The 21,921-nt window shown below is 63.2% G+C and carries 17 protein-coding genes; 8 read left to right on the forward strand and 9 right to left on the reverse strand.

Annotated elements, in window-relative coordinates; all coding sequences use genetic code 11:
• The 6 genes from GSQ88_RS23955 to GSQ88_RS23980 are packed head-to-tail and all read right to left on the reverse strand — an operon-like array spanning position 1 to position 6,583.
• Entirely contained in the window at positions 1-519 is a 519-nt protein-coding gene (locus tag GSQ88_RS23955; RefSeq protein ID WP_159010219.1) for a VOC family protein, read from the reverse strand.
• Between the two features lie 39 nt (positions 520-558).
• On the reverse strand, positions 559-1,755 hold the full coding sequence (locus GSQ88_RS23960; RefSeq protein WP_159010220.1) for an FAD-dependent monooxygenase: 1,197 nt from the start codon (positions 1,753-1,755) through the stop codon (positions 559-561).
• Positions 1,755-2,873: a cyanuric acid amidohydrolase gene (gene atzD, locus GSQ88_RS23965; protein WP_159010221.1), complete on the reverse strand. Its 1,119-nt coding sequence runs from the start codon at positions 2,871-2,873 to the stop codon at positions 1,755-1,757. The genes GSQ88_RS23960 and atzD overlap by 1 nt, the downstream gene beginning before the upstream one ends.
• Positions 2,870-5,227: a xanthine dehydrogenase family protein molybdopterin-binding subunit gene (locus GSQ88_RS23970; protein WP_159010222.1), complete on the reverse strand. Its 2,358-nt coding sequence runs from the start codon at positions 5,225-5,227 to the stop codon at positions 2,870-2,872. Before GSQ88_RS23970 ends, atzD begins: the two co-directional genes overlap by 4 nt.
• The gene (locus tag GSQ88_RS23975; RefSeq protein ID WP_159010223.1) at positions 5,224-5,715 is read right to left on the reverse strand and encodes a (2Fe-2S)-binding protein; all 492 of its coding nucleotides are present in this window, start codon (positions 5,713-5,715) and stop codon (positions 5,224-5,226) included. The genes GSQ88_RS23970 and GSQ88_RS23975 overlap by 4 nt, the downstream gene beginning before the upstream one ends.
• Positions 5,705-6,583 (reverse strand): FAD binding domain-containing protein, encoded by an 879-nt coding sequence (locus GSQ88_RS23980; RefSeq protein WP_159010224.1) that lies wholly within the window; start codon positions 6,581-6,583, stop codon positions 5,705-5,707. The genes GSQ88_RS23975 and GSQ88_RS23980 overlap by 11 nt, the downstream gene beginning before the upstream one ends.
• Before the next feature lie 227 nt (positions 6,584-6,810).
• On the opposite strand from GSQ88_RS23980, the gene GSQ88_RS23985 reads away from it, so the two are divergent.
• From GSQ88_RS23985 to GSQ88_RS24010, 6 genes are all read left to right on the forward strand, one after another.
• Entirely contained in the window at positions 6,811-7,716 is a 906-nt protein-coding gene (locus tag GSQ88_RS23985; protein ID WP_159010225.1) for an ABC transporter ATP-binding protein, read from the forward strand.
• 7 nt (positions 7,717-7,723) lie between these two features.
• Positions 7,724-8,647, forward strand: coding sequence for an ABC transporter permease (locus GSQ88_RS23990; protein WP_159010226.1), 924 nt, complete (start codon positions 7,724-7,726; stop codon positions 8,645-8,647).
• Positions 8,648-8,775: 128 nt separating this feature from the next.
• Complete coding sequence (locus tag GSQ88_RS23995; RefSeq protein ID WP_502706766.1) at positions 8,776-9,768, forward strand: ABC transporter permease; 993 nt, start codon at positions 8,776-8,778, stop codon at positions 9,766-9,768.
• A 30-nt stretch (positions 9,769-9,798) separates the two neighbouring features.
• Complete coding sequence (locus GSQ88_RS24000) at positions 9,799-10,785, forward strand: ABC transporter substrate-binding protein (protein ID WP_159010228.1); 987 nt, start codon at positions 9,799-9,801, stop codon at positions 10,783-10,785.
• An 858-nt stretch (positions 10,786-11,643) separates the two neighbouring features.
• Complete coding sequence (locus tag GSQ88_RS24005) at positions 11,644-12,579, forward strand: Bug family tripartite tricarboxylate transporter substrate binding protein (RefSeq protein ID WP_246784968.1); 936 nt, start codon at positions 11,644-11,646, stop codon at positions 12,577-12,579.
• A gap of 330 nt (positions 12,580-12,909) precedes the next feature.
• Positions 12,910-13,518: a 2-hydroxychromene-2-carboxylate isomerase gene (locus GSQ88_RS24010; protein WP_159010230.1), complete on the forward strand. Its 609-nt coding sequence runs from the start codon at positions 12,910-12,912 to the stop codon at positions 13,516-13,518.
• 181 nt (positions 13,519-13,699) lie between these two features.
• Here the strand turns inward: GSQ88_RS24010 and GSQ88_RS24015 are convergent, their stop codons facing one another.
• Entirely contained in the window at positions 13,700-16,033 is a 2,334-nt protein-coding gene (locus tag GSQ88_RS24015) for a Tex family protein (RefSeq protein WP_174248093.1), read from the reverse strand.
• A 258-nt stretch (positions 16,034-16,291) separates the two neighbouring features.
• On the opposite strand from GSQ88_RS24015, the gene GSQ88_RS24020 reads away from it, so the two are divergent.
• Entirely contained in the window at positions 16,292-17,548 is a 1,257-nt protein-coding gene (locus GSQ88_RS24020) for an Hsp70 family protein (protein ID WP_159010231.1), read from the forward strand.
• 120 nt (positions 17,549-17,668) lie between these two features.
• A complete protein-coding gene (locus GSQ88_RS24025; RefSeq protein ID WP_159010232.1) occupies positions 17,669-19,807 on the forward strand; it encodes a molybdopterin-containing oxidoreductase family protein in 2,139 nt (712 codons plus the stop codon).
• Between the two features lie 118 nt (positions 19,808-19,925).
• Here the strand turns inward: GSQ88_RS24025 and rocD are convergent, their stop codons facing one another.
• Both rocD and GSQ88_RS24035 read right to left on the reverse strand, forming a co-directional pair.
• On the reverse strand, positions 19,926-21,140 hold the full coding sequence (gene rocD, locus GSQ88_RS24030) for an ornithine--oxo-acid transaminase (protein ID WP_159010233.1): 1,215 nt from the start codon (positions 21,138-21,140) through the stop codon (positions 19,926-19,928).
• A gap of 141 nt (positions 21,141-21,281) precedes the next feature.
• Positions 21,282-21,887 (reverse strand): VOC family protein, encoded by a 606-nt coding sequence (locus tag GSQ88_RS24035; RefSeq protein ID WP_159010234.1) that lies wholly within the window; start codon positions 21,885-21,887, stop codon positions 21,282-21,284.
• Positions 21,888-21,921 lie beyond the last annotated feature (34 nt).

The following is a 21,921-nucleotide window of genomic DNA, read 5'->3' on the forward strand; positions in this document are numbered from 1 at the left end:
TCACGCAAGCTTGGGATAGCTCGCCTTGGAGAAGAAGCTCGAACCCGCGACGTATTTGCGGCCGGGCGACACATCGGGTTTTTCCTCGCCTTCGATGCCGCACTCGAAGGTCAGCTCGAGTTGAACGCCGCTCGGATCATAGACGAACAATTGCCAGAGCGAGGTGCCCGGCACGATGAACTCACGCCAGTCGAGGCCGGCGGCCTTGAAGCGCGAGACATAGGAGCGATAGCCCGAGCAGGACAGCGAGAGATGATCGATCGCCGCGGTTCCCGCCGGCGCCTTGCCTTCCGGACCGAGCGCCGGGCCGCCGGCATAGACATGAACAATGGCGAGCCCGCCCGGCTGCGGGCAGCCCAGCCACGCACCGGGATAGCCGAAATCCGGCCGCGGAAATTCAGCAAGACCGATAATGTCGGTCCAGAATTTCCGGGTCGCGGCGAGATCCTCGGTCTTGATCGCGACATGATAAAGTCCGTGCACCGTCGCGATCGGCAGTGTCTGCGTGGATGCTGTCATGGTGTTGGTCTCCTCCGGGTTCGTTTCATCACAGGGGTTTCATCGCAACGGCAATCCGACGTCCCGATAGAGCGCCTTCAATTTGTTCTGAAACGGCGGCTCGTTCTTGTGCTGGGTACCTGCGACAGGGTCGGCGCCGGCCAACATGGTGTCGGTCGCCTCAAGCGAGAATTCCATCACAAAGCGCATGCGATCCTGCCGCGACGCCTCGATCTCCGACAGCCAGTCATCGACGTTGTGCTGTCCGGCCTGGTAGCGCCGAGCGATCAGCGCCGCGGCGTTGGCGGCGTCTTCGATCGCCTGCGTCGCGCCCTGCCCCAACGTCGGCACCATGCCGTGAGCGGCATCGCCGAGATAGAGCACATTGCAGTCGGCTGCCCGATAGAGCATGTCGTGCTCCTGCATCCGCGCCCAATGGGTGTCGGCAACATTTTGGCAGATCGCATCGATCAGCCAACGCGTCTGCGAACTCGGTGGCGCCGTTCGCGGTGTGAATGTTTCGCGCAGAACGGCGGGCGTTTTCAAATCGTCCGGGATCGGCGCTTCCGGCGAAATAGGAAACGCGCCGGCGACATAAATGTGGTTGTCCGGCACCCGGAACGACAGCAGGCGATTGGGACCATTGAACCATTGCTCGTAATCGTCGATCAACCCGTTCGAAGTGTCAGGCACCAGCAAACGGAAGATCGCAACGCCGACCTGCCGCACCGACGGTTCCGCAGAGATCGCCCGACGCACCTTGGAATAGCGCCCGTCAGCCGCGATCAGGAGATCGATCTGGTCCAACCGATGCGTGCCGCCATTCTGCGTCCACTCAATCGAGGTCTTAAGTGGATCGACGGCATCACGGTCGACCTTGGTTATCTCGCAGCCATAGCGGACGCTGGCACCGGCCGCTTCGCGCAGTACATGATAAAGCTGCGACCATCGGATGCGCCAGCCCGGCCCGTCAGCCACTTCCGTCAGGGGCAGATCGAATAATACGGTGCCGTCGGTCAACGAGACCCGCCAGTGGCGCCAGGCAAAGCTCGCTTGCGTGATCAGATCGGCGAGTTCCGGATCGACGGATGTCAGCGCCTTGACCGCATTGGGGCCGACATTGAGCCCGGTGCCGGCTTCGGAATGATCGTCGCGCTGCACCCGCTCCAGGCAGGTGACCTCAACGCCTTGCAGGCGTGAAAGCTTGCGCGCCATCACGCATCCCGCCACACCGGCCCCGACGATCACGATACGCATCAGCCGTGGCCTCCGTTGCGCGACGCGATCACCGCGATCAGGCCGCCGCCGTCGGGACCCTGGTGCTCGGCACCGCCCGAGACAAAAATCCTGGTGTCCCCGATCACGCCAGCGACCAGGCCCGCGACCGCGCCGCGAATATGGCGCTGCGCGTTGATGTCGGTATCATCCAGCATGGTATGCCGATGCCCGCGAATGCTGCCGCGCCGGTCGGGTTCGCATTTGACCAGCACGGTCGCGATGTCTGCGGCCTTGGCGGTTGCGACCTGCGGGGTGGCGGCGATGCCGAGATCGGCCAGCACGTCGACAATCGCGCCGATATCCAGCGCATCCGCCATCGGACGATGCGCGATACGCAAGTCCCCCGCCCAATGCGGGCTATTGCCGAGCACGATTACCTCATTGCTCTCGACCTCGACGCCTGAGGAAATGCTGGCGCGCGGCGATTGAATGGTGAAATTCGACAACAGTGAGGCATCGTCGAAATTGTCCGGCTTGATTTCGGCAAGTCCCAGCGCGACGCCGAAGGCGCCGGCCGCGCGAGCATAGGCCATCGACTTGCCGGGATCGCTGGTCAACGGAGTCTTGCCGGCAGCGATCGCCGCCGACGCGCGGGCAACCGTGATGCAGGGACATTTGACCTGAACGAAATGCACGTCCTGGGGACGGTCGATCCCGGCATTGGCGATCGCCTGCCGCACGGCCTCGGCCACGCTCTCGACATGCGCGCGACGCCCGACGATCTCGGCCGCGACGGGCGCACTGAACGCGGTACCGACCGCGAGCGCCGGCTTATCGCTGGAGGCCGCGCTGTCATCGCGAACGCAGAACACGCTGTAATGCGGGCTCATCACACCTTCGGTGCCGCCCGACAGCACGCACGGAATTTCACGCAGCAATTGCGCCGAGGGCTTTTCGAGATGCCGCGACAGCAGCGCCATCAGGGTCTGGGTGAAATAGCCGCGGGTGAAATCATTGACGCCGCCATTGCCCTCGGTCTTGCCGATGATCGCGGTAACTTCGCCGGCTGCGATGGTGCCGTCCGTGATCAGGGCTTCGAGCTCGGAGAGATCTCCGGGATGCGCCATCGACAATCTGAAAACGCGCGCGGTTCTCATGTCGCGGCCCTCTTCATCGTTGCCTTGGCAAGCTCGAACACCTGGCTTGGACTCAATGGTATTTCCAAAAGCTCGACCTTCTTCTGCTTCAGCTGCAACGCGTCTTCGATCGCCTGCGCGAACAGCGGCCCGACCGGGATGGCGCCCGCCTCGCCCGCGCCCTTGATGCCCATCGGATTGAGCGGCGACGGCGTCACGGTATGCGAAAGCTCCATGCGCGGTACTTCGAGCGCGGTCGGCAGCAAATAATCCGCCAGCGAGGCGTTCAATAACTGGCCCTGATCGTCGAACGATAGTTTCTCGTAGAACGCGTTGCCGATGCCCTGGGCGACGCCGCCATGGATCTGGCCTGCCAGGATCATCGGATTGATCACGGTGCCGCAATCGTGCACCACGATATATCTGAGGATTTTCAGATCGAAGGTTTCCGGGTCGACCTCGACGATCATGGCGTGGACGCCGTTGGCGGTGGCGCCGCTCGGTGGCCCGAAATATTGCGTCGATTCCAGCCCGGGCTCGGTGCCGGGCTTGACGGCGCCGCGCATCGGGTTGGCTCGCTGCGCGAGCTCGCCGAGCCGGATGAATTTTTCCGGGATGCCCACGATCGACACCTTGCCGTCGGCGAGCACCAGATCGTCCTCCGAACATTCGAAGGCATCGCTGGCGAGCTTGAGCGCCTTCTGCCGCACCACCTTGGAGGCTTCATTGACCGCATTGCCGGCAACCACCGCGCCGCGGCTGGCAAAGGTGCCGGCGCCCCAATAGAACCGTTCGGTGTCGCCGGTGACGACATCGACGTCCCGAACATCGACGCCGAGCTGGTCGGCGGCGATCTGCGCAAAACTGGTGAAATGCCCCTGGCCCTGGGTGCCGATGCCGGTCGCGACGCTGACCTTGCCGTTGGCGAGCACCTGGACCTTGGCGCCTTCATATGGGCCGATGCCGGTGCCTTCGACATAGCATGCGATGCCGATGCCGACGCAGCGGCCCTCGGCACGCAGCTTCGCCTGCCCGCCGCCGGTAAACTCGGCATATCCAATCGCTTCGAGCGCCATGTCGAGCACCGGCTCATAATTTCCGCTGTCGTATTCGAGCGGCTGGAAATCCTGGTAGATGATCTCGTTCTTGTACGGAAACGCATCGGGTGGAATGAGATTGCGGCGCCGGATTTCGGCCGGATCGATTTCGAGTTCATGCGCGACCAGATCGAGCAACCGTTCCATCACGAACACGCCATGCTGCCGGCCTGCGCCGCGATAAGGCGTCACGATCGGCAGATTGGTGAACACCGCCGTGAAGGTGCTGTGATAGGCCGGCACTAGATACGGGCCGAGCAACGTGCATTGGCTGTTGATTGGAACCGTCAGGCCATAGGGATCATAGGCGCCGGTATCGTGCAGGAAGACGTCCTTGATGCCGAGGATGCGGCCGTCTTTGTCGACCGCGATCTCGGCATCGTGGATCTGGCCGCGCTCATGGGTGGTGGCGAAGAAATGCTCGAGCCGGTCCTCGATCCATTTCACCGGCCGGTTGATCTGCATCGCGATCCACGGCAGCGCGACTTCCTCAGGGTAGAACATCATCATCTTCGGCCCGAAGCCGCCGCCGACAAACGGTGCGATGACGCGCACCTGATGCTCGCCGAGGCCGAGCATGCCGGCGAGCCCGTTGCGAATGAACACCGGCGCCTGCGTCGTATCCCAGATCGTCATCTGGCTGGCGCGGACGTCCCATTGCGCGACCACGCCGCGGGTCTCGATCGGCGAAGAGATGCCGTGCTCGTAGCGGAAGCGGCGCTTCAGGATCAGATGGGCCCGCGCCGAGGCGGTGCGATAATCTCCCTTGCTCTGATGGACGTGCGCCGAGATGTTGGTGCCGAGGTCGTCATGGACATGGACCGATGAAGGCTCGAGCGCGCGCTCGATATCGACCACCACCGGCAACATCTCCAGATCGACGGAAATCTCGTCGAGCGCGTCTTCGGCGAGATAGCGGCTTTCGGCGACGACGATGGCCATCGGTTCGCCGACATGGCGTATCCAGTCCTTTGCCAGCGGCACCTGGGCGCGCAGGTTGAAAATGATCCCCGCGATCGGCGGCGGTGGCACCAGCAGCGGGCCGGGCTGCCAATAGGCGCCGAGATCGTCGGCGACATAGACCGCCACTACGCCCTCGCATTGCCGTGCGGCGGAGACGTCGATGCTCTTGATCCGGGCGTGCGCCACCTGGCTGCGCAGAAAGGCCACATGCAGCAGGCCGGGAAGCTCGACGTCATCGACGAACAGCGCCTGCCCGGTCAGCAGCCGGTGGTCCTCATTGCGCTTGACCGGAGCACCGAAATACCGCGTGCTCATGACGCCGCCGTCCGCAACGCTTCGGCCGCCGCCATCATGGCGTCGACGATGTTCTGATAACCGGTGCAGCGGCAGATGTTACCGGATAGCGCCTCCCGCACGTCGTCTTCCGACGGCGACGGGTTTTCCTTCAGGAACGCCGTCATCGTCATCAGGATGCCCGGCGTGCAATAGCCGCATTGAAGCCCGTGGTGCTCGTGCATCGCCTGCTGGATCGGGTTCAGTGCGTTGCCCTTGCCCGCAAGGCCCTCGATGGTCGAGAGTTCGTGGCCGTTGGCCTGTACCGCCAGCATCAAGCAGGAACGGACCGCCACGCCATCGAGCAGGATCGTGCAGGCGCCGCACACGCCATGTTCGCATCCGACATGGGTGCCGGCGAGCCGCAATTCGTGACGCAGGAAGTCGCTCAGCAGCGTGCGCGAGTCCGTGTCACGGCGATACGTCGTGCCGTTGACCGAAACCTCGATGTCGTGCCGGTCAGACGCCATGGCCGGCCCGTTGAAATGCTGCGCTGAGGGTTCGCCTCGCCAAAACGCCGGCGATATGACGTTGATAATCCGGCGTCGCGTGAACGTTGCCCGAGGGGTAGATCATGTCCTGCACCTCGGCGGCCACCGCGCCGATCGCCTCATCGTTGCAATCGGTTCCAATCAGGTGAGCTCCCGCCGCGCTGGCATCGACTGGCGTTTCGCCGACGCCGCACAACGCCAGACGTATCTCAGTGCATCGCCGCACTTCGTCGAGCGTCACTACCGCAGCGACGCCCGCCAGCGCGAAATCGCCGCGCCGGCGCGCGACTTCCTGAAAGCAGGTGCCGGTGCGCGGCGCCATGGCCGGATACGCGATCTCGACCAGCATCTCGTCCGAACCGATGTCGGTGGTGAGCAGCCCCATGAAAAACTCCGACGCCGGCACGTCGCGCTGACGCGTGGACGATTTGATCCGCATGCGGGCCCGCATCGCCACCGCCAGCGCCGGCAGTTCCGATGCCGGATCGGCATGCGACAGGTTACCGCCGATGGTGCCGCGATTACGGATCTGCGGATGCGCGATATGGGGAAGCGCATCGGCGAACAACGGGCAGCATCGCAGGAAATCGCCATCGCGTTCGAGGTCGCGATAGCGCGTCAGCGCGCCGACCCGAATATATGCGGTGTCCGATCGATCGACGCCCGCCAGATCCTTCAGGCCATTGATGTCGATCAGCACCGACGGCCTTGCCAGGCGGAAGTTCATCGTCGGAATCAAGCTCTGCCCGCCGGCCAGAAACCGCGCGTCGTCGCCGTATTCGGACTTCAGGGAGAGCGCGTGATCGAGCGACGAGGCGGCAACATATTTGAACGGCGCGGGCTTCATAAATGCTCGGTTCGAGGACGGATCGGGGTCGGTTTTTTACGAAGGCGACGGTGAAAGTATCGGTCGCGGCACGATGCAAGTCAAAGCCCGCGGGGCGTTAGGGTCGAATAAGTGCTTCTAATTGCAGCGAAACCCTGCTTATTATTATGTCGGCGTGCGCAAACATTGGGCGCGCCACCGCTGGCGGCTTTTGCCACACTCTCGTCATGGCATCGCCAGAGCTAAGCATGTCCATCCTCAGCGAACCGGCAACCAAGCTCCGTCCGGAACATCAAGTGTCACCTCTTACCTCGGTCAAATTGGCTCACTCGTCCTCGCCATCGGAACAGCCCCCCTCGATCGACCCAGCACCGAAGCGGCTGGTGGTCGACGCGCAGGATATTTCGCTGACCTTCGACACCGCCGACGGCCGGGTCGAGGCGCTCTCCCATGTCAGCCTCCAGGTCGCCGAAGGCGAATTCGTCTCCTTCATCGGCCCGTCCGGCTGCGGCAAGACCACGATGTTGCGGGTGATCGCCGACCTTCAGCAGCCCTCGTCGGGATCGCTCGAGGTCAACGGCATGAGCGCGGCAAATGCGCGGCTCGGGCGCAGCTACGGTTATGTATTCCAGGCCCCAGCGCTGTTCCCGTGGCGCACCATCGAGAAGAACCTGAAGCTGCCGCTGGAGATCATGGGATTTTCCGAAGCCGAGCAGCAGCAACGGGTCGAGCATTATCTGTCGCTGGTCAATTTGACCGGCTTCGAACGCAAATTCCCCTGGCAGTTATCCGGCGGCATGCAGCAACGGGTCTCGATCGCGCGCGCGCTGTCGTTCGATCCCGCGATGCTCTTGATGGACGAACCGTTCGGCGCGCTCGATGAGATCGTGCGCGACCACCTCAACGAGCAATTGCTGCAATTGTGGAAGTCGACCGAGAAGACGGTGCTGTTCGTCACCCATTCGATTCCGGAAGCGGTGTTTCTGTCGAGCAAGATCGTCGTGATGTCGCCGCGGCCGGGCCGCATCATCGATATCATCGATTGTAATTTTCCCCGCGACCGTTCGCTGGAGATCCGGGAAACGCCGGAATTCCTCAAGATCGCCCAGCGCGTCCGCACCGGCCTGCGCGCGGGACATTCGTATGACGAGTAGCTTGCCTATGACGAGTAGCTCGCTCGCGCTGCGCTTGCAGACGCGGCGATCGCTGCTTCGCCATCCGCTGGTCGAGCGCTACGCCCCTGTCGTGACCATGGTGCTGGCGCTGATGGTGATCTGGTACATTGCCGCGGTCGCGATGAACTGGAATCTCGTGCGCGACGGGTTCGAGCGCGAGGAAACGCCCTACACGACGACCCACGTGCTGGCGGGAACCATGAGCGCCGAGCGTCCGCTGCTGCCGGCGCCGCACCAGATCGTGTCGACCTTCGTCGACGGCGTGTTCGGCTATCCGCCGCTTGCCCCGCGCAGCCTAGTCTATCATTCGCTGGTGACGCTGTCGGCGACCCTGATCGGGTTCGCGTTCGGTGCCATCTTCGGAACGCTGCTGGCGCTGATGATCGTGCACAGCCGCGTGCTGGAGCGCAGCCTGCTGCCGTGGATCATCTGCTCGCAGATGGTGCCGATCGTGGCGCTGGCGCCGATCTTCATCGTCGTGCTCGGCGCCATCGGGCTGACCGGGCTATTACCGAAGTCGCTGATCTCGGCTTACCTTTGCTTTTTCCCCGTCACCATCGGCATGGTGAAGGGCTTTACTTCTCCCGATCCGCTGCAACTCGAACTGATGCAGACCTGGTCGGCAACGCCGCGCCAGGTGCTGTTCAAGCTGCGCTGGCCTTCGGCGGTGCCTTATCTGTTTGCCAGCCTCAAGGTCGCGATCACCATCTCGCTGATCGGCGCCATCGTCGCCGAACTGCCGACCGGCGCGGAAGCCGGTATCGGCGCAAGGCTGCTGGCGGGCTCCTATTACGGCCAGACCATTCAATTATGGGCGGCACTGGTCGCCGCCGCCGTGCTTTCATCCGGGCTGATCGGGATTGTCAGCCTGATCGAGCGCGGCGTTAACCGTCGCATGGGAGCCCATTGATGGACCCGCGCAAGCTTCGCCTCGGCCTTGTGTTCGCAGCCGTTGCGATCGCACTGGCCTTTGTGCTGCCGCTGGCCGCCGGCGAGCCATCGCTGCGGATGCGGCCGACCGCTTGGCCCGAGGTCGCGATGGCCGGCCTGTTGTTTCTGGTGGCGGCCTGGTTCGCCGATGGCCGGGCGACGGTGCCGGGCCTCGTCGGCGTGGTGCTGGCCGCGGCAAGCTCGCTGCTTCTGCTTCGCGACACAGGAATTGCGGGATCGGCGGCGGCCGGGTTCTGGGCGATCGTCACCGCGGTCTGGCTGGCCTCCGCGATGTCGGTGGTCAGTTTGGCCGCGATGCGCCCGATACGAGCCAATCGGCGGCGGGCTCTCAATCTGCTGGTGCCTTTGTTGTTCGGCGCGATCGTGTTCTATCTCTGGGAAGTCGCGGTGCGCGGTTTTGGCGTGCCGCCGGTGCTGATGCCGGCGCCGAGCGCCGCCGCTTCCCGGTTCATGACCTCGCTGCCGACCTTGGGCGCGGACTTCTTCCAGACTTTCGTCAAGGGCGTGCTGGCCGGCTACGTGATCGGCTGCGGCGCCGGATTGCTGGTCGCGATTTTGGCGCATCGCTTTGAATTCCTGGGCCGCGGACTGCTGCCGCTCGGCAATTTCTTCTCCGCGCTGCCACTGGTCGGCATCGCCCCGATCATGGTGATGTGGTTCGGGTTCGACTGGCCGTCGAAGGCGGCCGTCGTCGCGCTGGTGACCTTCTTCCCGATGCTGGTGAACGCGCTGGCGGGCCTGTCCGCCTCCGGACACATCGAGCGCGACCTGATGCGGTCCTATGCTGCGAACTATTCGCAAAGCCTGACCAAACTTTATCTGCCGGCGGCACTGCCGTTCATCTTCAACGCGCTGAAGATAAATGCCACGCTGGCGCTGATTGGCGCGATCGTTGCAGAGTTTTTCGGGACACCGACGCAGGGCATCGGCTTCCGCATCTCCACCGAGGCGGGACGGATGGCCATCGACATGGTCTGGGCTGAAATCGCCCTCGCTGCCCTCGCCGGTATGGCTTTCTACGGACTTGTCACGCTGGCCGAACGCGCGACGACTTTTTGGCACCCTTCGTATCGGACCTAGATCGGCTAGGTCGATGAATTGGAGTTTTCGATGAAACACACATTGGTATTGGCCGCGGGCTTGACGCTGGGCCTGTCGATGGCGAGCGCGCAGGCCGCCGATTCCGTCACCATCCAGCTCAAATGGGTTTCGCAAGCCCAGTTTGCCGGCTACTTCGTCGCCAGGGACAAGGGCTTCTACAAGGAAGCCGGCCTCGACGTCACGATCAAGCCGGGTGGGCCGGACGTCGCTCCGCCGCAGGTGATCGCGGGCGGCGGCGCCGATGTCGTGGTCGACTGGATGCCGTCGGCGCTGGCATCGCGCGAAAAGGGCGTGCCGCTGGTCAACATTTCGCAGACCTTCAAGAAGTCCGGGCTCGAGCTGACCTGCCGCGCCGATACCGGCATCAAGAAGCCGACCGATCTCAAGGGCAAGACCGTCGGCGTCTGGTACGGCGGCAACGAATATCCATTCCTGTCGTGGATGTCGAAGCTCAGTTACAAGGTCGATGGCTCCGCCGGCGGGGTCAAGGTGATCAAGCAGGGTTTTAATGTCGATCCGATCCTGCAGAAGCAGGCCGATTGCGTATCGACCATGACCTACAACGAATATTGGCAGGTGATCGATGGCGGCTTCAAGCCGAGCCAGCTCGTGGTCTTCAAATATGAAGACGAAGGCGTCGCCACCCTCGAAGACGGCCTCTACGTGCTTGAAAAGAATCTGAAGGATCCGGCCTTCGTCGCCAAGATGGCAAAATTCGTCAAGGCGTCGATGAAGGGCTGGGACTACGCCAAGGAGCATCCGGATGAAGCCGTGAAGATCATTCTCGCCGCCGACACCACCGGCGCCAAGACCGAGAAGGACCAGAAGCGGATGATGGGCGAAATCGGCAAGCTGCTCGGTGCAACCGACGGCAAGCTCGACGTCAAGGATTACGATCGCACCGTTGCGACCTTGATGGCCGGCGGCTCCGATCCCGTGATCACCAAGAAGCCCGAAGGCGCCTATTCCTTCGCGATCTATGACGCGATGAAGTAAGCGCGACGCGCCCAAAGCCGTCATTGCGAGCGTCAGCGAAGCAATCCAGGAGTCGCAAGGAAAGAGCTGGATTGCTTCGATGCGCCCGAGGTTTACAAATTCGTTCCGCCCCAAAAGAAGAGGGCGCAGGGAAGACCGGGTGCACGCTGCACCCGCGGTCTCGTGTGCAAATAGGCAGATCAAAAACGCACACGAGCATACAGGTTCAGCGGAGGCAATCCGGCCTTCCCTGCGCAATGGTTTACGACTTATATCGTGCTCTCCCCGGCGAGACCTGGCTTGTTTGTCACCGTCGCTCCCAACAAGCGTGAGCTTCTTGCGAGCTTAACACCAGCCACTGGGGCGTCAGGACCACACGACTTCGCCGTCCGCGAGCGCTTGCGTTCGTCGTTCGCAAACTCCGCGTCCACCGCATCCCACCGCGCGTTTCGTGACGTGCGCAACGCCCCTCTTGTCGGGTGGGACGGCCACAATACGAAGGTGAGTTGGGTAAAAAACAAAGCGAAATATTTTTCGCGAAGGGGCTGGACAGGATTTCGCGTGCGAAGGTGATTTGCCCGTCGGGCAAATCAGAAAATGGGTGTCAAGGTTTGTTTGATGCGTCATCCTGAGGTGCGCGCGCTTTCTTGCGCGCCTCGAAGGATGGCCGCACGCACTGCGCTGAACAGCATCCTTCGAGGCTCGCCGAAGACGGCGAGCACCTCAGGATGACGTCGGAGATAGCCTCACGGCCTCATAGGGTAACGCGTGCGGTTGTTGCGGGCGCGGCTTCATCCTATGCTTTGCCACACGTTTGAAAAACAAAATCAAGGGCGGGGAATGAGGGAACGAGTTTCGAGGGCGGCCGCTGCGGTCGCCATGCTTCTTTCTGTGATCGCGGGCACAACCGCCCGCGCTGACGATTATCCTTCCCGCCCGGTCACCCTCGTGCATGGCTTTGGCGCCGGCGGCAATGCGGATGCGATTGCGCGCATTGTCGGCGAAGGACTTTCGCGCCGGCTCGGAAAACCCGTCATCGTTGAGGCCCGTACCGGCGCCGGCGGCAACATCGCCTCCGAGCATGTCGCGAAGGCTGCGCCGGACGGCTACACGCTGATCATGCTGACCGGCGGCCACGCGACCTCGGCGGCGCTCTACAAGAAGCTGCCGTTCGATCCGGTCGATGATTTCCAGATGATCTCGACGGTGGTGTATTTTCCGTTTGTGCTCGCGGTCAAGGCCGACAGCCGGTTTCACACGCTGGCCGACCTGATCGCAGAGGCCAGGGCAAAACCGGATACGCTGACCTTCAGTTCGGTCGGCGTCGGATCGACGCAACATCTGGTCGGCGAATTGCTGACGTCGATGGCCGGCATCAAGATGATCCATGTGCCCTACAAGGGCGGCGGCGCGCCGATCAACGATCTGCTCGGCGGCCAGATCGATCTGTTGAGCGACACCCTGACCATCACCGCGCCGCAGCTCGCGGCCGGCACCATTCGAGGCCTTGGCGTCACCAGCCGCGAACCCTGGCCGTCGATCCCCAACGTGCCGCCGATCGCCGCGACCGTGCCGGGCTATGAGGTGAAGTCATGGCTCGGCATCGCCGCACCCAAGAACGTGCCGCAGCCGATCGTCGACCAACTCAACCGCGAGGTGCGCGCCGTGCTCGAAATGCCCGATATCAAGGTCAAGTTAGAGAACATGGGCAACGAGGTACGCGGCAGTTCGCCGCAAGAGATGCGCGGCATGATCGCCTCCGAAATCACCCGCTGGAGGCAGGTAATCAAGGACGCCGGCATTCCGCAGCAGTGAGATGGCGCGCTCCGGTCCAAATTAAACCCGCCATTCTCCAACTTGTGGCCAGGACGTGCACTGATCTGTCGTAGTCGGCGGGGTCCCCCTTTGGTGCGCACAACGGACTCAAGTCGGACATCGCTCCATGTCCGAAAAGTGCCCGCAGCGGTCGTGGTCGAATACGGTTGCCGGCACAAAGTCACACGGCTAGAGCGTTTTCGAGCGAAGTGGACACCGGTTCGCGTCAAGAAAACGCGTCAAAACAAGAATCTAGAGCCCGGTTCTGATTCCATCAGAACCGGAAATGCTCTAGTCTGGAATAATATCAGGATTTTTGGAAAATTTCGGATGCCCATCACCGTCGACTACTACATTACACTCAACTCTCCCTTCACTTATCTCGGTTGCGCGCTGTTGGCCGAAACCGCCCAGCGAAATAACGCAACCGTCAATATTAAACCCGGCAAATTTGGCCCTATTTTCGAACAGACAGGTGGGCTGCCGCTGCAAAAGCGCTCGCCGCAACGCCGCGCGTACCGAATGATGGAGCTGAAACGCTGGGGCGAGGTGCGAGGTATTCAGTTAACGCTTGAGCCTAAGTACTTCCCCTGCGACGAAACAACCGCGACGCGCCTGGTCATAGCGGCAAAGCTGCAAGGGAGTGATGCCGTTAAACTGTCCCTGGAACTCGGGCGCGCGCTTTGGGAACGGGAGGAGTCTTTCGCCGATCCGGCAACGATCTCATCGGCCGCAAAGCGAGCTGGTCTCGACGCGGCAGAGCTGCGTGCGAACGGCCCGTCGGACGCCGAACTCGACAACCTGCATGATCAGTATACGAAAGAAGCGCTAGCGGCGGGCGTCTTCGGTGCACCGAGTTACGTGCTACCCTCCGGCGAGATATTTTGGGGTCAGGACCGGCTGGAATTGTTGGATCGTGCTTTGAAGCAGCTTGCTTAGTTAGGTGGTGAACCCACAAATTCCGCCTCGTCGCCGAAGTCAGTTCCGGTTCAATTGCGCCAATTTTCGCGCGTCTGCCGCACGTCCGGCTGCACGGCAATCTCGCAAGTTCCGGTTGTCCGATTTTGCCGGTTGAAGGGTTCGGTTTGGCCGCGATTCCAGCGGCCAAACCGATACTTCGTTACGCCCCCTTGCGACCGTTCTTCTCAGCCGCGCGGCGCAGGGCTTCGGCAAGCGCCCCGCCGGAACTCTCCTGCGGTTTGCGCGGGGCCGACGACGTCATCTGCGCCCGCGGAATGTCGCGCGGCTTGCCGGGCGCGGGGCGATCGGCCTTGGCGCCCACTTCGTCGTCGAGCCGCAGGGTCAGCGCGATGCGCTTGCGGGCGACTTCGACCTCCAGCACCTTGACCTTGACGATATCGCCCGACTTCACCACCTCGCGCGGATCCTTGATGAAAGTCTTCGACATCGCCGAGATGTGCACCAGCCCGTCCTGATGCACGCCGATATCGACGAAGGCGCCGAACGCCGCGACATTGGTCACGGTGCCTTCGAGTATCATGCCGCGCTTGAGATCCTTCAGGGTCTCGACGCCCTCCTTGAACACCGCGGCCTTGAAGGCGGGACGCGGATCGCGGCCGGGCTTTTCCAGCTCGCGCAGGATGTCGGTCACCGTGGGCAGGCCGAACGTGTCGTCGACGAACGATTGCGGCTTCAACTGGCGCACGATCTCGGCATTGCCGATCAGCGCCTTGATGTCGCTTTTGGTGACGCTGAGAATCCGCCGCACCACCGGATAGGCCTCCGGATGAACACCGGACGCGTCGAGCGGATCCTCGCCATCGTTAATGCGCAGGAAGCCGGCGCATTGCTCGAACGCTTTCGGTCCCAGCCGCGGCACGTCCTTGAGGCCCTTGCGTGACGTGAACGGGCCATTGGCGTCGCGATGCTGCACGATGCTTTGCGCCAGCCCCGCGCCGATGCCGGAGACCCGCGCCAGCAACGGCGCCGACGCGGTATTGGCATCGACGCCGACCGCGTTGACGCAATCCTCGACCACCGCATCGAGCGAGCGCGCCAGCTTCGTCTCACCGAGATCGTGCTGGTATTGCCCGACGCCGATCGCCTTCGGATCGATCTTCACCAATTCGGCCAACGGATCCTGCAACCGCCGCGCGATCGACACCGCGCCGCGCATGGTGACGTCGAGTTCGGGCAATTCCTCGGACGCAAAAGCCGACGCCGAATACACCGACGCGCCGGCTTCCGACACCACGATTTTCGACATCTTCAGATCCGGCAGCAGTTTTACCAGTTCCATCGCCAGTCTGTCAGTCTCGCGCGAGGCGGTGCCGTTGCCGATCGCGATCAGGTCTACCTTGTGCGTTACCGCAAGCTTGCCCAGGATGGCGAGCGCCTCGTCCCAGCGCTTCTGCGGTTCATGCGGGTAGACCGCCGTGGTGTCCTTGACCTTGCCGGTGGCATCGACGATCGCGACCTTGACGCCGGAACGAAAGCCGGGATCGAGGCCCATGGTGACCCGCGCGCCGGCCGGTGCGGCCAACAGCAGATCGCGTAAATTCGAGGCAAACACCCGCACCGCTTCGGTCTCGGCCGCGGTCCACAGCCGCATCCGCAGATCGATGCCGAGATGCATCTGGATCTTGGTGCGCCACGCCCAGCGCACCGTCTCCACCAGCCAGCGGTCGCCGGGGCGGCCCTGGTTGGCGATCGCAAAGCGCTGCGCGATCTTCATTTCGGCGGAGCTTTGCACATCGGCTGCCGCGGGCTGCGCCTCGGGCTGCAATTGCAGATCAAGGATCTCTTCCTTTTCGCCGCGGAACAGCGCCAGGATGCGATGCGACGGCAATTTGTTCAGCGGCTCGCTGAACTCGAAATAGTCCGCGAACTTCTCGCCCTCGGTTTTCTTGCCCTTGCGCACCGTGGACGCCATCATTCCGTTCGACCACATCTGCTCGCGCAGCGCGCCGATCAGATCGGCGTCCTCGGCAAAGCGCTCGACCAGGATCGCGCGCGCGCCTTCGAGCGCTGCGGCGACGTCGGGCACCGCCTTCTCGGCGTCGACAAACGAGGCGGCGACAATCTGCGGATCGTTTTTCGGCTCGGTCAGCAACTTCTCGGACAGCGGTTCGAGGCCGGCTTCCTTGGCGATCTCGGACTTGGTACGGCGCTTCGGCTTGAACGGCAGATAGATGTCTTCCAGACGCCCCTTGCTGTCGGCGGCGAGAATAGCTGCTTCCAGCGCGGCATCGAGCTTGCCCTGTTCGCGCACCGATTCGAGAATAGCTGCGCGCCGCGCTTCGAGTTCGCGCAGATAATTCAGGCGCTCTTCCAGCGTGCGCAATTGCGCGTCGTCGAGCGCGCCGGTGATTTCCTTGCGGTAGCGCGCCACGAACGGAACCGTCGCACCACCGTCGAGCAACGCCACCGTCGCCTCGACCTGCTGCTCGCGGACGCCAAGTTCTTGCGCAATCTGTCGATGAATGTTTACCACGCGAAATCCTTCTTGAAGCAGACGCGGCCGGATCGATCGACCGCGGGGACGCCGCTTATGGACCATCATCCGTCGATTCATCAACCCGATGCAAGAAACAAAATGTTCTGTGGATGGAGGTCTGTCGGCTCGGCCGGCGATTGCGGCTGCGCAAAACAGCTCACTTATTGCGCGACAAGATAAAGGTGGATCGATGGCGATTTAATGTGTAGACGGACGCTCCCTCAGGAAGCTTCCAAACACCCATGTCAAACGCTCATGTCAATCTGCGGACTTGATTTCGGAACGTCGAATACGACGCTTGGCACGATCGAGAATCGCGTGCCGGTTCTGGTCGCGCTGGAGACCGACTATACCACGATTCCGAGCGCGATCTTCTATGAGGTCGACGGCGAGGTACTGATCGGCCGCCGGGCGATCGAAGCCTATGTCGAGGGCGCGCCCGGCCGCCTGATGCGCAGCCTCAAATCCGTGCTCGGCACGTCGCTGATCGAGGAAACCACCCGACTCGGGCGCGAACGGGTGCGTTTTCGCGACGTCATCGCCTACTATCTGGGCGCGGTCAAACGCCGCGCCGAACAGGCGACGGGGCGCGAGTTGCGCGACGTGGTGCATGGCCGCCCCGTGCATTTCGTCGACAATGCGCCGGATGCCGACCGCAAGGCGGAACAGACCCTGCGCGAGATCGCACGCGAAGTCGGCTTTGACGACGTCACCTTCCAGTTCGAGCCGATCGCGGCGGCGCTGGACTATGAGCGCCTGATATCGACGGAGGAAGTCGCATTGATCGCCGATATCGGCGGCGGCACGTCGGATTTTTCGATCGTGCGTCTCGGACCGCAGCGCCACGGCAAGGCTGACCGCTCCGCCGATATTCTCGCCAATGACGGCGTGCGGATCGGCGGCACTGATTTCGACCGTCAGCTCAGCCTCGGCGTGGTGATGCCCCTGTTCGGCTTCGGCAGCCCGATGAAGCGCGCCGGGCTCGACGTGCCCTCGAGCTATTTCCACGACTTCGCCACCTGGTCCAGCATCAACCGGATGTACGAGCCGCGCGTGCTCGCGGATATCCGTCAGGTTCGGCAGGAGGCGAGCGAGCCGGAGTTGCTGGATCGGCTGGTGCGGGTGGTCGAGGAACAGCGCGGCCACACTTTGGCGATGGAAGTCGAAGACGCCAAGATCGCGCTGTCCGAGCAGCGCCGGGCGGATATCCCGCTGGAATGGGTAGCACCCGGTCTGGCCGCCAGCATCGGCCGCGCTGATCTGGTCAATCACACAAAGAATCTCGCCGATCGTATCGCGGCCCGCATCCAGAACTGTCTGGCGCAGGCAGGCTTGTCCGCCGACGGCATCGACGCCGTGTTCCTGACCGGCGGCTCGGTCAAGCTCGCCCATGTCCGCAAGGCGATCGCCAAGGCGGTGCCGTCGGCCCGCATGGTCGACGGCGACACGTTTGGGGCGGTCGGCAAGGGCCTCACGCTGGAGGCGCTGCGGCGCTACGGGCCGCGGGACTGAGATGATACCGCGCCACCCCTGAGCCGAATGCATGGCACCCACGTCGCCGAACCGATAAGGAATCGTTGGCGGGATGCCGGAACGCGCTCTATCCTCCGAAGTTCCGCACCGGAGGTCGTCATGGTTCACACCGTCGCCAGCACCTGTTGGGAATGCGCCTCCAAATGCGGTTCGCTGATCACGGTCGGCGATGACGGTCGTGTCAGCAAGATCATGCCGAACACCAAAAGTCCGGTATCGAAGGGCGCTTTCTGCGTGAAGGGAATGCGCGCGCTGCCGGAGTGGACCTACCATCCCGACCGGCTGACCCATCCGATGCGACGGGTTGGCGAGCGCGGCGGCGGCCGCTGGGAGCGCATCGGCTGGGACGAAGCGCTCGACGAGATGGCCGACAGGATGGCCGCGATCCGCACCCAATACGGCCCGACCGCGCTGGTCGGCGCGGTCAGCGGCGCCGCGTTCAGCCGTGGCCCGATCATGGCGCTGTTGATGCGCTCGATCGGTTCGCCGAACTGGATGATCAATCAGGATCTCTGCGGCGGCTGCCGCGCCGTCAGCGACAGGCTGACGGGCCTTTCGATGACCAACGGAGAGGACATCGAGAACGCCGCCTGTATCCTGGTGGTCGGGCGCAACCCGATGAGCGCCGATCCGGTGCAGTGGATGGCGATCAAGCGGGCCAAGGCGCGCGGCGCTTCGCTGATCGTGATCGATCCGTTCCGCACCAATGCGGCCGAGCTTGCCGATCTTTGGCTGCAACCGAAGCCCGGCACCGACGCTGCGATTGCGATGTCGATGATGCAGCAGATGATCTCCGCGGGGCGTCACGATAGTTCGTTCGTGCAGCAATGGTGCCACGGCTTCGATGCGCTGGCCGAACGGGTGCGCCCGTACACCCCGGAATACGCGGCGTCGCTGACCGGAATTTCCGCGGCCGATATCAGCAAAGCGGCCGATCTCTATGCTGGGGGGCCGTCGGTGTTCGTCAGCGGCCACGGCATCGACGCCGCAAGCAATGGCGTTCAGACGTTTCGCGCGTTTCATTGCCTGGTGGCGATCAGTGGAAATCTTGACCGCGAGGGCGGCAATCGACGCGCCAAGCGCCCGGCCGGCTACACCACCTACATGGACCTGCTGCACGATCCGCGCTTTCGCCTGCCCTTGGAACTCGAAAAGCAGACGATAGGTGCTGCCGAATACCCGCTATGGGCCGGCCCTGCGGGTTGGCAGACCGCGTGTCACAACAAATCCGTGCTGGATGCGATCCTGACGTCCGAGCCTTATCCGGTCCGCGGCATGTACATCAGCGGCGTCAATATCGCGGTGATGTATCCGGATACGCGCCGCACGCTCGCCGCCCTGAAGGCGCTGGATTTCATTTGCGTCGCATCGCAGACCATGACGCCGACCGCGGCCGTCGCCGACATCGTTCTGCCGAAGACAACGACGCTGGAGGAAGAAGAGATCGACATCAGCCAGACCGGCGCGTGTGTCACCTACACCCATCCGGCGTCGGCACGGATCGGAGAAGTTCGTTGCGACATGGAAATCGCCGCCGGGCTTGTCGAACGCCTACGCGCGCGAGGGGCGCTGACGGCCGAGTTCCTGCCATGGCAAAGCCAGGCGGCATTCAATCAGTTCCTGATCGGCGAGGCAAACATCGATCAGCAGGCCCTACGCCGGGACGGCTTCGTGGAATTTCCGTGCACATTCGGCGATTTCGCAGAGCAGTCGATCAAGACGCCGAGTGGCAAGTTCGAACTCTATTCCAACACGCTGGCGAAGCTCGGACTGGATCCGCTGCCCGACCACGTGGCGCCGCTGTATGCGCGCGCGGCGACCGCCGTCAGCGCCGACTTCCCGCTGGTGTTGCAGACCGGTCAGCGCGAGAAGACATACCATCACTCGCGCTTCCGGGAACAGGCATGGGCGCGCAAGGTATCGCCCGATCCGACGATCCGCATTCACCCCGAGACCGCTGAACGGCTCGGCCTTGCCGACGGATGCTGGATTTTGGTCGAGACCGAGGCCGGCGCCGCTCCTTGCCGCCTGCGCGCGGAGGTCACCGATCGGACGGCGCCCGACGTCGTCACCACCGGCATCGGCTGGTGGCGCCCTGAAGCCAGCGGCCCCGAATTCGCGGTGCTCGACATCAATGTCAACGCTGCTTTGACCTATGCCGGGCCAATGGATCCGATGAGTGGGTCGGTCGATACCCGCGCGCTGCCGTGTCGGCTTCGTGCCGCGACGGACGCTTGAATTCTCGGGATTGCCGCTAGAGCCTTTTCCGTTCCGATGGGATCGGAACGGGGCTCTAGTCTTTTGTTTTGACGCGTTTTCTTCACGCGACCCGGTGCCCACTTCGCTCGAAAACGCTCTAGGAAAAATCCTGCCGCAACGCGGCCTCGATCCGTTGCAGCGCCCAGTCGACCTGATCGGACGAGATCACAAGCGGCGGCGCGATGCGGATGGTGTGGCCGTGGGTGTCCTTGGCCAGGATGCCCTGGCCCTGCAACGCCTCACAGTAGCGACGCGCGTCGCCGGCTTCCGGATGAAGCTCGATCGCCAGCATCAGACCGCGACCGCGCACCTCACGAATCGTGTTGGTGGGAATCCGCTTCAGGCCGTCGAGCAGGCGCGCGCCTTGGACAGCGGCATTCTCGATCATGCCTTCCTCGACCAGCACGCGCAAAGCCGCCCGCGCCACCGCGCAGGCCAGCGGGTTGCCGCCGAAGGTCGAGCCGTGCTGGCCCGGCTTCAGGGTGCCCAGCACGGCGTTGTTCGAAAGCACCGCCGATACCGGGTAGAAGCCGCCGGACAACGCCTTGCCGAGCAGCGTCACATCCGCCTCGATGCCATCATGCTGCTCGGCGAGCAGTCTGCCGGTGCGGCCGAGCCCGGTCTGGATCTCGTCCAGGATCAGCATCACGTCATGCGCGGTGCAGAGTTCGCGCACTTTGGCGAAATAGCCCGGCGGCGGCAGCACGACACCGGCCTCGCCCTGGATCGGCTCGACCAGAAACGCGACCGTGTTTGGCGCGATCGCCGCCTCCAGCGCGCTGGCGTCGCCGAACGGAATGATGCGAAAGCCCGGCGCGAACGGCCCGAAATGATCGCGTGCCGCCGCATCGGTGCTGAAGCCGACGATGCCGAGGGTACGCCCGTGGAAATTATCGGCGCAGACGATGATCTCGGCCTGGCCGTCCGGCACACCCTTGACCTCGTAGCCCCATTTGCGCACCGACTTGATCGCGCTTTCCACCGCCTCGGCGCCGCTGTTCATCGGCAGCACCTTGTGGGCGCCGGTCAACGCCGCGATCTCCTCGTAGAACGAAGCCAGCTGGTCATTGTGGAAGGCGCGCGAGGTCAAGGTCAGCCGGCCCGCCTGCTCGATCATGGCGGCCAGGATTTTTGGATGGCAATGGCCCTGGTTCACCGCCGAGTAGGCCGAGAGGCAATCGAGATAGCGGTTGCCTTCGGTATCCCATACGAAGACGCCCTCGCCGCGCGACAGCACAACGCCGAGCGGCTGGTAGTTCTGGGCACCGAGGCGCGCCTCGGTCGCGATGAAATCGGTGACCGGCGCCATCATGCTTCGTCACTCCGGTTGCCGCGAACGGGAGCCCCGGCCGGAGTATAGCAGCAAAATCGAAATCGTAATGGTCGTGATCGCCGCCCCGGCGGGCGGCCAAGCAACCGCCGGGGGCGTTGTACGAAAACTCCGAAACGCCGGTTATTTCCCGGGCTCGGTGGTCATCCAGAGCGGGGCCTTGCTGGTTTTCTCATAGGCCATGCCTTGCGGATAGCTGATCAGCTCCATCTGCAGTCCCCATGGTGTGAAGAAGTAGAGGATGGATTGCCCGGCCGCGGGGCCTTCCTTGATCGGAATCGGGCCCTGCAACGTCCTGACGTTCTTTTCCTTCAAATAGGCGGCGGCCTTGTCGATATCATCGACATAGAGCGCGATGTGATGGCCGCCGATATCGCTGTTCTTCGGCATCTCGGTGGCCTGTTCGGGCGCCTTGTACTGGAACAGTTCGATGTTGGAGCCGTAACCGCAGCGGACCATGCTGATCTCGTCGATCACGGCGCGCGGGTTGACGTTGACGACATCCTTCATGAACGTGCCCTTGTCATCCGAGAACGGCCCGAACGACATCGCGTGGGTGCAGCCGATCACGTCGGTGAAAAAGGCGGTCGCCGCCTTGACGTCCGGCACGGTGATCCCGGTGTGGTCATGGCCGCGCAGGCCGGGAATCGAATCCGCCGACGCCGCTCCCGAGCAACAGCCGACCGCCAACGCAACGCTTGCCGCAACGCATAATCCAGACCTGGTCATGATGGTATCCTCACTTTCGATTTTACGGTTTGAG

Source organism: Bradyrhizobium sp. S69, from assembly GCF_009766005.1.
GTDB lineage: Bacteria > Pseudomonadota > Alphaproteobacteria > Rhizobiales > Xanthobacteraceae > Bradyrhizobium.

Bases quoted from the DNA above. Each gene is read 5' to 3' on its own strand.
- GSQ88_RS23955 (WP_159010219.1), bottom strand. From the start codon at position 519: ATGACAGCATCCACGCAGACACTGCCGATCGCGACGGTGCACGGACTT.
- GSQ88_RS23960 (WP_159010220.1), bottom strand. From the start codon at position 1,755: ATGCGTATCGTGATCGTCGGGGCCGGTGTGGCGGGATGCGTGATGGCG.
- atzD (WP_159010221.1), bottom strand. From the start codon at position 2,873: ATGAGAACCGCGCGCGTTTTCAGATTGTCGATGGCGCATCCCGGAGAT.
- GSQ88_RS23970 (WP_159010222.1), bottom strand. From the start codon at position 5,227: ATGAGCACGCGGTATTTCGGTGCTCCGGTCAAGCGCAATGAGGACCAC.
- GSQ88_RS23975 (WP_159010223.1), bottom strand. From the start codon at position 5,715: ATGGCGTCTGACCGGCACGACATCGAGGTTTCGGTCAACGGCACGACG.
- GSQ88_RS23980 (WP_159010224.1), bottom strand. From the start codon at position 6,583: ATGAAGCCCGCGCCGTTCAAATATGTTGCCGCCTCGTCGCTCGATCAC.
- GSQ88_RS23985 (WP_159010225.1), top strand. From the start codon at position 6,811: ATGTCCATCCTCAGCGAACCGGCAACCAAGCTCCGTCCGGAACATCAA.
- GSQ88_RS23990 (WP_159010226.1), top strand. From the start codon at position 7,724: ATGACGAGTAGCTCGCTCGCGCTGCGCTTGCAGACGCGGCGATCGCTG.
- GSQ88_RS23995 (WP_502706766.1), top strand. From the start codon at position 8,776: ATGGCCGGCCTGTTGTTTCTGGTGGCGGCCTGGTTCGCCGATGGCCGG.
- GSQ88_RS24000 (WP_159010228.1), top strand. From the start codon at position 9,799: ATGAAACACACATTGGTATTGGCCGCGGGCTTGACGCTGGGCCTGTCG.
- GSQ88_RS24005 (WP_246784968.1), top strand. From the start codon at position 11,644: ATGCTTCTTTCTGTGATCGCGGGCACAACCGCCCGCGCTGACGATTAT.
- GSQ88_RS24010 (WP_159010230.1), top strand. From the start codon at position 12,910: ATGCCCATCACCGTCGACTACTACATTACACTCAACTCTCCCTTCACT.
- GSQ88_RS24020 (WP_159010231.1), top strand. From the start codon at position 16,292: ATGTCAATCTGCGGACTTGATTTCGGAACGTCGAATACGACGCTTGGC.
- GSQ88_RS24025 (WP_159010232.1), top strand. From the start codon at position 17,669: ATGGTTCACACCGTCGCCAGCACCTGTTGGGAATGCGCCTCCAAATGC.
- rocD (WP_159010233.1), bottom strand. From the start codon at position 21,140: ATGATGGCGCCGGTCACCGATTTCATCGCGACCGAGGCGCGCCTCGGT.
- GSQ88_RS24035 (WP_159010234.1), bottom strand. From the start codon at position 21,887: ATGACCAGGTCTGGATTATGCGTTGCGGCAAGCGTTGCGTTGGCGGTC.